The sequence below is a fragment of the Curtobacterium sp. MR_MD2014 genome (assembly GCF_000772085.1).
GTDB lineage: Bacteria > Actinomycetota > Actinomycetes > Actinomycetales > Microbacteriaceae > Curtobacterium.
The window spans coordinates 3,072,983-3,085,248 of record NZ_CP009755.1; the positions used below are offsets into that span (position 1 = coordinate 3,072,983).

The 12,266-nt window shown below is 69.8% G+C and carries 6 protein-coding genes; 4 read left to right on the top strand and 2 right to left on the bottom strand.

Annotated elements, in window-relative coordinates; genetic code table 11:
• Window positions 1-379 precede the first annotated feature (379 nt).
• Together NI26_RS14215 and NI26_RS14220 are read right to left on the bottom strand one after the other, a co-directional pair.
• Window positions 380-5,800: a DUF6531 domain-containing protein gene (locus tag NI26_RS14215; protein ID WP_066656731.1), complete on the bottom strand. Its 5,421-nt coding sequence runs from the start codon at window positions 5,798-5,800 to the stop codon at window positions 380-382.
• A gap of 177 nt (window positions 5,801-5,977) precedes the next feature.
• Entirely contained in the window at window positions 5,978-6,259 is a 282-nt protein-coding gene (locus NI26_RS14220; RefSeq protein ID WP_058740961.1) for a hypothetical protein, read from the bottom strand.
• A 252-nt stretch (window positions 6,260-6,511) separates the two neighbouring features.
• Here NI26_RS14220 and NI26_RS14225 point away from each other — a divergent pair, with 252 nt between their 5' ends.
• The 4 genes from NI26_RS14225 to pstC all read left to right on the top strand — a co-directional run bounded on the left by NI26_RS14225 (window position 6,512) and on the right by pstC (window position 12,265).
• Window positions 6,512-8,677 carry an RNA degradosome polyphosphate kinase gene (locus NI26_RS14225; RefSeq protein WP_066656733.1) on the top strand — a complete coding sequence of 722 codons (2,166 nt, stop codon included), beginning with the start codon at window positions 6,512-6,514 and terminating at the stop codon, window positions 8,675-8,677.
• Window positions 8,674-9,621, top strand: a complete 948-nt coding sequence (locus tag NI26_RS14230; RefSeq protein ID WP_066656734.1) for an NUDIX hydrolase — start codon at window positions 8,674-8,676, stop codon at window positions 9,619-9,621. Before NI26_RS14225 ends, NI26_RS14230 begins: the two co-directional genes overlap by 4 nt.
• A 409-nt stretch (window positions 9,622-10,030) precedes the next feature.
• A complete protein-coding gene (locus NI26_RS14235; RefSeq protein WP_066656735.1) occupies window positions 10,031-11,137 on the top strand; it encodes a phosphate ABC transporter substrate-binding protein PstS in 1,107 nt (368 codons plus the stop codon).
• A gap of 177 nt (window positions 11,138-11,314) precedes the next feature.
• Window positions 11,315-12,265, top strand: a complete 951-nt coding sequence (gene pstC, locus NI26_RS14240) for a phosphate ABC transporter permease subunit PstC (RefSeq protein ID WP_066656736.1) — start codon at window positions 11,315-11,317, stop codon at window positions 12,263-12,265.
• Window position 12,266 lies beyond the last annotated feature (1 nt).

Consider the following 12,266-nt stretch of genomic DNA (forward strand, 5'->3'; position numbering starts at 1 on the left):
CCGCAGATGCACCGGTTCTCCTCGGTAGTCACTCGGCGTCATCCCGTGAAGGTTCGCAGCCAATCACGCCATCGCGCCTGCGAAGTCAATCGATACAGACGGTCAAGAGATTCCTTGTACCTGGTTGTCGCCTCGACATCCGGTTTTCCTGTGGCATCGGTCAACACAACGCCGAGTGGGCCTCCAGCCCCAGCCGAAACGGACTCGTGTATTGCCCGGATCAGCGCGACCCGTTCAACCCCTTCGTCGCTCCTGAGCGCCGCCGCCTGTTGCTCGTACCAGCGAGCGGCCTGTTCATGGTGCGCCCCGCGTAGGTAACCGCTGACCTCTGCGCAAAGCCGGGACACTTCCTCGTAGTTCGTACTCATCGGTCCTCCGATCACGGCACCAGCGACCAGTATCCCTTCACGTCCGTGGCAGCGTAGCCGCCGGGCACGTACGTCTGATTCGTGCCACCCCGCCAGTAGTCGCCATCAGCGCCAGTCTGTGGAGCAGTCAAACCCTTGTAAGCAGGCATCTTCTTCGTGAACTCTGCAGCGAAACCAGCGTTCTGAATCGAATCCTGACCGCTACTCGCCCACCTGTATGGAAGCGCCTTGTCTTCGCGCACCTGGCTGACGCTTCTGGGCATGTCCGTGGACCAGAAATTACCCGAATGGAACCCGTTCACATCTCCTGAACGGAACATCGTCGTTCCTTCCTTCACGTAAGTCGACCGGTACAGTCCCCCGGCGAAGGTCGACGCATCCGCGCGCGAGAGCCACTTCGGTCGGTACGCAGTGGAACCGCCACTCAAGGCTCCGATTGTGGCCTGCGTCGCGGTGGCCTGAACAAAGCCGTTGACGGTGTGGGGCCCGGGCGAGGTCGCGTAGTTGAGCGCTCCCGTACCACCGCCTTCCACCATGCCGCTTGCCGCCCCAGTCGCGGCACGGGCCGCGAGTCCCGTTCCCATCTTCGCGGCGAGTGCGGCACCCGTTCCCGCTCCGAGCGCCCCCGTTGCGGTCCCGATGAGAGCGTCCTTCCCGACGGTGCCCCAATCGACTTGCCCAGTTGTGGCTTTCTGCGAAGCCACCGAGATCCCGCCGCTCATCAGTCCGCCTGCCAGTGCCATCGCCGCAATCCCGGCAGGGCCTCCGATCCCCGTTGCCATGAGCGCAATCCCGCCCACGATGGCGACTCCGGCGGCGATGTACTCCCAGTTGTCCCCGACCCAGTTCGCAGCCCGCGACAGGAAGCTCTGGTTCGCATCCCGGTACGCCGCCAGGTCCTCATCCGTCGCCGGTCGAAGCCCCAGGGGGTCGATCGCGTGCATCGGGTCGTTCCCGGCGTACGAGTACGGGTTCCCCGACCACGCTGCGCCGAGTACGGGCGCCAACGGGTCCGTCGACAGGAAGCCCCGCGCCGCCGGGTCGTAGACGCGCGCCCCGAGCCACTCCAGCCCCGCGATCGACAGCCCGCCGTCAGCGGTGAGCGAGACGCCAGTGGGCAGCGCCGTTCCCTCGACCGATGCGAGCACCGCCCATGGGTCCGAAGCATCCGTCGAACGGGCGCTCCGCCAGCCGGCGGTGGCCCAGGCGTCCCCCAGCGCGACCGCGCCGCCCGGCAGGTCGAGCACGCTCTCCCCGCCGATCGACACCATCGCGGGCAGCGGCGCAGCAGAGTCCCACCACACCTCGGCGCCGCCGACCTCAGCGAGCTCGCCGAGCACGTCGGTCCACATCTGGAACCGGCCGGTCTCGCCGTACGAGCGATCGCGCGACACGATGGCGGTCAGGGAGCCCAGGTCGGACCACGCGTACTCGGCGGTCGACCCGTCGGCGTTGGTGCGACGTACCCGTCGACCGAGTCCGTCGTACAGGTACTCCGTCCGCTCCCCGCCCCGGACGGACGCGACGAGTTGCCCGGCCGCGTCGTACTCGAACGTCGTCTCGACTCCGTCGACGACCTCGCGGAGCAGCCGCCCGCCGTCGCCGTACTCCCACTCGGAACCTCCGGACCGGACGAGTTGCCCGGCCTCGTCGTACGCGTACTCGACGCGTCCGTCCGCTCCGTCGATCGCGGTGATGCGCCCCTGGTCGTCGTGCTCGATGCGCGTGACCGTCGCGCCCTCGGGCGTCGTCGTCGTGTGTGCGACCAGGGCGCCGCGCTCGTAGGACCACGACTGGACGACGTCGCCGGTCGACGCCTGGACGATCCGCCCGGCTGCGTCGTAGGCGAAGGTCGCCGCGGCGAGGCCCTGTCGCTCGACGACGACGGCGCGACCCAATGCATCACAGCGCCACTCGGTTCGCCTACCCGTCGGGTCGATCCGTGCGACCCGGTTGCCGTCGGCGTCGTACTCCCACCACACGGAGCGCCCACCGCGGCTCCGGCGGACGAGGAGCCCTCGGCGGTCGTACTCGAGCTCGTGATCGACCGTCCGACCCGCACCGCGCGTGTGGTCGGTGATGACGACGGTGCGGTCGACGACGTCGCGTCGGGTCTCGCTCACCAGCTGTCCGTCGACCAGGACCTCGGTCGCGCGGCCTGCTGCGTCGAAGGTCCGGCTGGTGGTGCGCCCCTCAGGGTCGGTCTGCTCCACCTGGCGACCGGCCGCGTCGTACCGCGCCGTCGTCTCACGGCCGAGCGGGTCGACGACCGCGACCACGCGGTCTGCTGCGTCGTACCGACGCTGCGTGACACCGCCGGCAGGGTCCGTCACCTCGGTCAGCCGGCCCCGCTCGTCGTAGGCGAAGCGGGTGGTGCCGCCGAGGGCATCGACTGCCTCGACCAGCTGCCCCGCGGCGTCGTAGCGGAACCGTCGGTGACCGAAGCGTGCGTCGTGGCTGGAGACGAGCCTCCCGGCCCGGTCGTAGCGGTACCGGCTCGTGCCGGATCCCGCCGTGGTCTGCGCGACCACGCGGCCGACAGCGTCGTAGGTGGTCTCCTCGACCTCGCCGGTGGGCAACGTGCGGGCGACGACGCGGGAGTCCGCGTCGTACGTGAGCGTCGCCCGCGCTCCTGTGGCGTCCACCGCTGCGGACGGGCGCCCGCAGGCGTCGTACTCGTAGGTCGAGCGGGCGCCGGACGGACTGACGATCGCCGTCACCCGCCCGCCCAGGTCGCGCTCGATGCGCATCAGGCCGCCTTCGCCGTCGACGAGTTCGACGGGCCGACCAGCTGCGTCGTACGTCACCAGCTCGGAACCGGTCTCGTCACTCGTCTGCTCGACGGGTCGCCCGAACTCATCGAAGCGGACAGTGGTCGCGGAGAACGCATCACGCAGGGTCGCGACGCCGGTCGCGACGTCCCGTGCGACCTCCTGCCGGACGCCGGTCGGGTCGACGGTCGCGGCGAGGCCGCCGTTGACGTCGTACTCGCGCCGCCACGTCGCGCCCGTCGGGTCGGTGACGGCCTGGAGGCGCGACAACCCGTCGTGCGCGAACGTCCAGACCGCGTCACCCGGCAGGGCGAGGGCGGCGACGTTCCCCTGGTCGTCGAACGTCCGCGTGACCCGCCGACCCAGGGGGTCGACGGTCGTCGCCAGCTCGCCGTTCGCCGCGTACTCGGAGGTGGTGCGGGCACCAAGCGGATCGATGACCGCCGCGACCCGCCCACCGGCCGTGTGCTCGTACCGCCAGACGGCACCGTCGGCGTCGCGGCGCTCGACGAGGAGCCCCGCCGCGTCCCAGCGGTACTCGGTCCGGGCACCGGACGGGCTGACCGCGGCGACCGGACGACCGGCCGCGTCACGCTCGATCCGGGCGGTGTCCCCGACCGCGTTCGTGGTCGCCACCAGCTCGCCGAACTCGTCGTGCTCGAGATCGAGGACGACCCCGGTCGGGTCGACCACGTGGGTGAGGACCCCGTCCGTCCACGTGAGCTCGGTGCGGCCGCCGACCGGATCGACGATGACGGACGGGTCGCGGTCGTCGCCGCGGTACTCGTAGGACACGACCGCACCGGCCTCGGTGACGACGGTGGTCACCCGGTCCTGGTCGTCGTAGCCGTAGGTGACGTCACCGCCGGAGGGGGTCACCGTCCGGGTCTTCCGACCGCGGTCGTCGTAGGCGTGCACGGTGACGGAGCCGTCGCGTTCGGTCGCCGACACCAGGTTGCCGTGTCGGTCGTAGCTCATCGACTGTCGCCGGTCGTCGGAGTCGATGACCCCGACGAGCCGGCCCTTGGCATCGGCGATGTAGGAGTTCGCGCGCGAGCCGTCGTGGTCGGACACGACCGTGACGCGGCCGGGCAGGTAGGCGAAGCGCACCGCTCGGCCGTGCGGACTGACCTGTTCGACCACACGGCGCTGGTCGTCGTAGGTGTTGTCGACCTCGACGACCCCGGCAGCCGATGTCACGGTGACGACGAGGTCGTCGTCGTTCCACCCGTAGCGGCGGGTACCGACGGGGTCGGTCACACTGACGAGTCGCCCGCGGTCGTCGTACCCGTACTCGACCCGCCGACCGTCGGAGGCCCGGAGGACCGCGACGCGTCCGTCGACGTGCTCGATCTCGACCCAGCGGCCGCGTTCGTGCTCGAGACGGACGACGAGGTCGTCGGCGTCGCGGACGACCCGGACCGCCGTCCCGACTCCGCCTCGCTGCCCGGTCCAGAGACCGGACGGGGTGAAGTCGATCCGGACCCCGGCATTGTCGCGCACGACGAGCAGGTCGCCCTCGGCGGCGAGCCAGCGGTTCTCGCCGACCCCGCGGTCCCAGCCCTCGCCGGAACGCGGGAAGCGGATCTGACGGCCGTCGGCGCCGACGAACGTCGCACCCTCGTCGTCGAGGAGCAGGCGCGTCTCGAGGACCGAGGACCAGCCCGGGCCGAAGATCCCGACGTGCTCGTCGAGCGAGTTGTACATGCGGGTGACCTCGAGCGAGGCCGAGGCGCCGGTGAACCCGAGGTCGAGCTCCGGTTCGAGGAAGTTGCCGGTCGAGGTGTTGACCGGGTCCATCGAGAACCCCGTCGTGGGCTGCGCACCGTACGCCGACGGCGGTTCGAACTGCAGGTCCTGGCGGGTCTCGGAGACCCCGGCGGCTGCGAGCGCCGCGGCGAGCGCGGAGTCCGCGACCGTCGAGACGTTGCCCTCGCCGCCGGCCGCGGTGAAGGCATCCGCGATGGTGGTGGCCCACTTCGCGTCCTGGGCGTTTGCGCCGAGCCACTGCTCGAAGGCGGTGACGACGCTGTCAGCGTCGATGTGGCCCCACGAGCACTTGGCGGCGAATTCGGTGAGCTTCCCCCGCAGTGCGGCGGGTCGTCCCTCGAGGGCACTGTCCAGCGACACCGAACCGGTCGCGAAGGAGCGGAGGTCGCTCGGTCGCGCCGACGACGTCCCGCCGCCTCCGCCCCCACCGGAACCCGGGTTCGGCGTCTCACGAGGCCGCGCGCGCACGTCCGGTTGCTCGAAGGTCGGCGGCGCGTCGTTCTTGATGTCCGGCATCGGGTCGTAGTGGAAGGTGTCGTTCCAGAGGTCCTGGAAGCCGTTCCGCTCGTCCTCGCGCTCCTGCCACTCGCGAGCGCGCCTGCGGTTGTCCCGCTCCTTCGCCGCGGCTTCCTTCATCTGGCCGACCCAACCGGCGACCTTCTCCAGCGCCGTCGCGATCCGGTCGGCGTCCGAGTCGGCCACGTCGGCGTTCGACGAGAACAGCTGGGCGAAGCGGCCACGGAACTCCTGCGACGCGGTGGAGACGTAGGAGCGACGTGAGCCGCGCTGGCCGTTGATCGCCCCCGCCGCCGACTTCATCGCGCTCTGCAGCGCATCGGCCGTCGCATCGTCGAACTCGATCGGATCCATGTTGGCGTGGATCTGGGCCATGGTCGTTCCCCCCGGAGCTGGTGCTGGACGTACTGGTCGTGCTGGTCGAACCGGTCGCGCCGGCTCTGCTGGGCCTTCTGGTCGTGCCCGTCGTGCTCGACGTGCCGTGGTGCGGTCGGCCCCCCGACCGCGAACGCCCGGCCCACCGAGACGGCGGACCGGGCGTGGGGTGGGTGCTTACGCGCCGCCACCCGCGGTGAAGATGTCCTGCGAGATCTTGTCGAGCTGCGTGCGGAGCTGCTCGAGCTCGGTCTTCGCCTTGTCGAGGGCAGCCTTGGTCTCGGGCCAGGTCGACCCACGGAACGTCGAGGCGAGCGGGCCGTCCCACACGTTCGAGTCGGACAGGATGCGCCCCTGGGCGTCGAGCTGCGAGATCTGGTCCGTGAAGCCGCCGTTCACGATGGACTGGATCTGTCGGATGGCGGACTTCGCCTGCTCGGTGGAAAGGACACGCGACATGGTCAACCTCATTCTCTTCGTACCTGCACCCCCGCGCAGTGGAATCCCCCCGGAGGCCTGAACGCCGCCCACCATACCCGCGAAGCCCGGCAATGTCACCGTCCGTATATCGTGACGTTTCCTCCCCCACTTCGAGGGGTACGACCGGCGCGACAGGCAGACGCCCCTGCACAGGCGGGTCGTTCACGCTCGGTTTCCACAGCGGCCACCTGTGCTCCTCCGGGCAGCGGGGGCTGGTGGCAGGATGTCGGCATGGACACCGAACCGCAGCTCGACGGCGAATCCGTCGCTCCCGACCTCGACGACTTCGACGAGGTCGTCGAGATCGAGCACGAGTCGCTGCCCTCGGACCGCTACTTCGACCGCGAGCTGAGCTGGCTCCGCTTCAACCAGCGCGTGCTCGAGCTGGGTGAGGACCGCACGCAGCCACTCCTCGAGCGCGCCAACTTCCTGGCGATCTTCGCGTCCAACCTCGACGAGTTCTTCATGGTGCGCGTCGCGGGCCTCAAGCGTCGCATCGACACCGGGATCGCGGTCCCGACCAACGTCGGGCGAGCACCGAGCGACGTGCTGCGCGACATCGCGGCGAAGGCGCACGAGCTCCAGGACCGGCACGCCGCCGCCTTCATCGAGTCGTTGAAGCCCGACCTCGACGCCGCGGGCATCCACGTCGAGCACTGGTCCGACCTCGACGAGGCCGACCGGCTGCGCATGCGTGAGTACTTCAACGAGCGGATCTTCCCGGTGCTCATGCCGCTCGCGGTCGACCCGGCGCACCCCTTCCCCTACATCTCCGGGCTGTCGCTGAACCTCGCCGTCCGGGTCCGCAACCCCAAGTCCCAGCGGCAGGAGTTCGCGCGCCTCAAGGTGCCGCAGAACTTCTCCCGCTTCATCGCGCTGCCCGACGACGGATCCGGGCGCATGCGCTTCATCCCGCTCGAGGACCTCATCGCGAACCACCTCGACGACCTGTTCCCGGGGATGGAGGTCCTCGAGCACCACGTCTTCCGCGTCACCCGCAACGAGGACGTCGAGATCGAGGAGGACGAGGCCGAGAACCTCATCCAGGCGCTCGAGCGCGAGCTGCTCCGTCGCCGCTTCGGCCCGCCGATCCGGCTCGAGATCACCGAGGACATGGACCCGGTGACCCTCGACCTGCTCGTGCGCGAGCTCGACATCACCGAGCAGGAGGTCTTCCGGCTGCCGTCGCCGCTCGACCTCGGCGGGCTGTTCGAGATCGCGAAGATCGCGCGCCCGGACCTCCACTACCCGCGCCACGTCCCCACGACGCCGGTGCAGTTCCAGCCCGGCGAGCCGAACACGAAGCCGGACCTGTTCCGCGCCATCGCCTCGCGCGACGTGCTCGTGCACCACCCGTACGAGTCCTTCGCGACGAGCGTTCAGGCGTTCCTCGAGCAGGCCGCCGCCGACCCGAACGTCCTGGCGATCAAGCAGACGCTGTACCGCACGTCCGGCGACAGCCCGATCGTCGAGGCCCTGATCGACGCCGCCGCCGCGGGCAAGCAGGTCCTGGCCCTGGTCGAGATCAAGGCGCGGTTCGACGAGCAGAACAACATCACCTGGGCGCGCAAGCTCGAGAAGGCCGGTGTGCACGTCGTCTACGGCCTGGTCGGACTGAAGACGCACTCGAAGCTCGTGCTCGTCATCCGGCAGGAGGGTGGCACGCTCAAGCACTACAGCCACATCGGTACCGGCAACTACAACCCGAAGACGTCCCGCATCTACGAGGACATGGGGCTGTTCACTGCGGACGACACGGTGGGCAAGGACCTCACCCGCCTGTTCAACGAGCTGTCGGGCTACGCGATCGAGAAGAAGTTCAAGCGCCTGCTCGTCGCGCCGCTGCACCTGCGCAAGGGGCTGGTGAAGCGCATCCAGACCGAAGCCGCGAACGCCCGCGCCGGCAAGCCGTCCGGCATCCGGATCAAGGTCAACTCGATGGTCGACGAGCAGATCATCGACGCCCTCTACCTGGCGAGCCAGGCCGGTGTGCCCGTCGACGTGTGGGTGCGCGGCATCTGCTCGCTGAAGCCGGGCATCGAAGGCGTCAGCGAGACGATCCGCGTTCGGAGCGTCGTCGGCCGGTACCTCGAGCACTCGCGGGCCTTCACGTTCCACAACGACGGCGACCCGCTGGTGTTCATCGGCTCGGCGGACATGATGCACCGCAACCTCGACCGTCGCGTCGAGGCTCTGGTCCGGCTCACCGACCCGGCACACGTGGCCGAGGTCGAGGAGATGTTCGACCTGGCGATGGCGGAGACGACGAGCTCGTGGCACCTCGAGTCCGACGGCGAGTGGACGCGCCGCTCCACCGACCCGGACGGCCGCCCGCTCGACGACGTGCAGAATGTGCTCATGCGGAAGATCTCGGCCCGGAAGCGTTCGGCTCGGTGAGCGGCGGCCCCACGGGGCCCGTCGTCGCGGCGGGCGCGGTCGTCTGGCGTGAACGGGACGGAGTACCGCTGGTGCTCCTCGTCCACCGGGACCACCACCAGGACGTCTCCCTGCCGAAGGGCAAGGTCGACCCCGGCGAGAGCATCCCGACGACCGCCGTCCGGGAGATCGACGAGGAGACCGGGTACCGCGTGCACCTCGGGGCGCCGCTCGGCACGGCGGAGTACGTGCTCCCGAGTGGTCGCGACAAGGTCGTGCACTACTGGGCCGCCCGCGTCGGCTCGAAGGAGTACGACCGCGCGGGCAAGTTCCGTCCGAACGACGAGGTCGCCGCGATCGAGTGGGTGACCGTCGACCAGGCACGGGCACGGCTCACGTACGAGCGCGACGTTGCGATCCTCGACCGGTTCGCCGACCGCGTCGCCGCCGGTGAGCACCGGACCTTCGCGCTGATCGCCCTCCGGCACGCGAAGACCGTGCCCGGTTCGGACTGGGACGGCCCCGACGCCACCCGCCCGCTGCTGCCGGTCGGACGGTCCCAGGCCAAGGCCGTCGCAGCACCCGTCGCGGCGTTCGGTCCGAAGAAGATCGTCAGCAGTACGGCGGCGCGGTGCCTCGCGACCGTCGAGCCGCTCTCCGCGCGCACGAAGGTCGGTGTCTCCAGCACGACGGACATCAGCCAGGACGCCCACGACCGCGGCGCCGCCGACGTCAAGGGCGTCGTGCAGAAGCGGATCGCGAAGGCCAAGTCCGCGGTGCTGTGCTCCCACGGTCCGGTGCTGCCGGACATCATCGCCCGCATCGCCTCCGCGACCGCGGACGACCGTCGTCGCTTCGACCTGCGCCGCGCCGCGATGCTCTCGGTGGGGGACTTCGCCGTGCTCCACATCGCGGGCGAGAAGCTCGTCGCCGTCGAGACGCACCGCAACACCGTCCCGGCCTGAGTCGAGCGGGGCGGAGACGACCGTCCGCTCGGTGAACACCAGGCCGAGCGCCGAGGCGGTGGTGAGCCGCGCCTCCAGGCCGGGCTCCGCGACGGTCGTGAGCCGCGCCTCCGGACGGGCCACCACGGAGACCCTTCGGACCAGCGCTCGGCGCGGCGATCCGACCCGCGCCGCCGCCGCGTGAACCGATGCACCTGCATGGGTCTCACCCACGCACGGTGACCCGATCCTGCACCCACCACGGCTCGGTCGTCCGGCACCCGAGCCGGGACAACCCCTCGTTCACCTCCCGTTCACCGAGGAGCGTCATCCCCGTCACCTCGCGTCCCTACAGTCGCTCCCGGGTCAGCACCGGCCCGAGGGACCAGCAGCGGTCCCGCCTGCACTGACATTCCCGAAGGGACCCCTGTTGAACATCAAGCGAATCGGTTCGATCGCAGCGATCGCGATCGCCGGCGCCGTCGTGCTGTCCTCCTGCGCGGCGAACGAGAGCGGCAGCGGCGACACCGCAGCGCCGACCTCGAGCTCGGGCACCGACTACTCGAAGCTCTCGGGCACGCTGACCGGCTCCGGCTCGTCGGCGCAGCAGACCGCTGAGGCCACCTGGGCTGCGAACTTCCAGAACGTCGCCTCCGGCGTGACGGTCAACTACTCGCCGGACGGCTCCGGCGCCGGTCGCAAGAACTTCATCTCGGGTGCCGCGGACTTCGCCGGCTCCGACGCTGCACTGAAGGACGAGGAGCTCTCGGGCTCGTTCGACCTGTGCACGGACAAGGCCATCGACATCCCGGTCTACATCTCCCCGATCGCCATCGCCTACAAGGTGGACGGCGTCTCCGACCTGACGCTCGACGCGAAGACCATCGCGGGCATCTTCTCGGGCAAGATCACCAAGTGGAACGCCTCGGAGATCGCCGACCTGAACAAGGGCGTCGACCTGCCGGACTCGAACATCACCGTGATCCACCGCTCGGACGACTCGGGCACCACGCAGAACTTCTCCGAGTACGTCTCGGCGAACGCGTCGGACGTCTGGACCGAAGAGCCCAGCCAGACCTTCCCCTACCAGGTCGGCGACTCGGCCAAGGGCACCTCGGGCGTCGCCTCGGCGATGGCCAGCGCCTCGAACGCCATCACCTACATCGACGACTCGGGCGCCGGTGACCTCGACAAGGCGAAGCTCATGGTCGGCGACAAGGCCACCGAGATCTCGGCCGAGGGTGCTGCCAAGGTCGTCGCGGACTCCGAGACGGTCTCGGGCCGTGAGGAGAACGACCTCGCGATCGACATCAACCGCAAGGACACCGCCGAGGGTGCGTGGCCGCTGGTCCTCGTCTCCTACGCGATCGCCTGCCAGGAGTACAAGGACGCCGACAAGGGTGCGCTCGTGAAGGGCTACCTCGACTACGTCGTCACGCAGGACGCGCAGGAGGCCGCCGCGAAGGAGGCCAAGTCGGCCGCCCTCTCCTCCGACCTGTCGGAGAAGGCCGCGAAGGCCGTCGCCTCCATCAAGTAAGGCCCGCTGAGCACCCGGACGCCGGTCCCACCCACCCTGACCGGCGTCCGGGTTCTCGCCCGTCCGGCCCGGACGCAGCACCAGCACCACCGGGCACGCCCGGCCCCACCAGCACCACCCCGTCGCCTCCCCCGGCCGCTCCTCCACGAGCCCGGCCTCCCCTCCGACAGGAGTCCCATGACGACCGCACCGGCCCAGCCAGGGGCCACCGTCTCCCCCGCCAAGCCGAAGGCCGTCGTCCGCGTCGGCGACCGGGTGTTCTCGACCGCCTCGGTGGTCGCCGGCAGCCTGATCCTCTTCGTGCTCGTGCTCGTCGCCGCCTTCCTGGTGTGGCAGAGCCTCCCGGCCTTCTCGGCGAAGGTCGGTGAGCTGCCGAACAACGCCTCGAACTTCTGGGTCTACGTCGGTCCGCTCGTCTTCGGCACCGTCTACTCGGCACTCATCGCGCTCGTGATCGCCGTCCCGCTCTCCCTCGGCATCGCGCTCTTCATCTCGCACTACGCACCGCGCCGCATCGCGCCGGTGCTCGGGTACGTCATCGACCTGCTGGCCGCGGTGCCGTCGGTCGTCTACGGCCTCTGGGGCATCGTGGTCCTCGCGCCGCTCCTCAAGCCGTTCTACGGCTTCCTCAACGAGTACCTCGGCTGGTTCCCGCTGTTCTCCGGCCAGGTGTCCGGTACCGGCCGCACGATCCTGACCGCGTCGATCGTCCTCGCGGTGATGGCGATCCCGATCATGACCGCGGTGATGCGCGAGATCTTCCTGCAGGCGCCGACCCTCAACGAGGAGGCCGCGCTCGCCCTCGGCGCCACGCGCTGGGAGATGATCCGCCTGTCCGTCCTGCCGTTCGCGAAGTCCGGCATCGTGTCGGCGATCATGCTCGGCCTCGGTCGTGCGCTCGGCGAGACGATGGCGATCGCCCTCGTGCTGTCGGTCTCGACGAACGTCACCTTCCAGATGCTGACGTCGCTCAACCCCTCGACGATCGCGGCGAACATCGCCCTGCAGTTCGCCGAGGCGTCGGGCACGGCCCTGAACGCACTGGTCGCGTCGGGCCTGATCCTCTTCGTCATCACCCTGGTCATCAACATGCTGGCGCGCTACATCGTGCGCAAGCGGGTCTCCTGAG

Excerpts from the sequence above, each read along its gene's own strand:
- NI26_RS14220 (WP_058740961.1), bottom strand. The coding sequence starts at position 6,259 with ATGTCGCGTGTCCTTTCCACCGAGCAGGCGAAGTCCGCCATCCGACAG.
- NI26_RS14225 (WP_066656733.1), top strand. The coding sequence starts at position 6,512 with ATGGACACCGAACCGCAGCTCGACGGCGAATCCGTCGCTCCCGACCTC.
- pstC (WP_066656736.1), top strand. The coding sequence starts at position 11,315 with ATGACGACCGCACCGGCCCAGCCAGGGGCCACCGTCTCCCCCGCCAAG.
- NI26_RS14215 (WP_066656731.1), bottom strand. The coding sequence starts at position 5,800 with ATGGCCCAGATCCACGCCAACATGGATCCGATCGAGTTCGACGATGCG.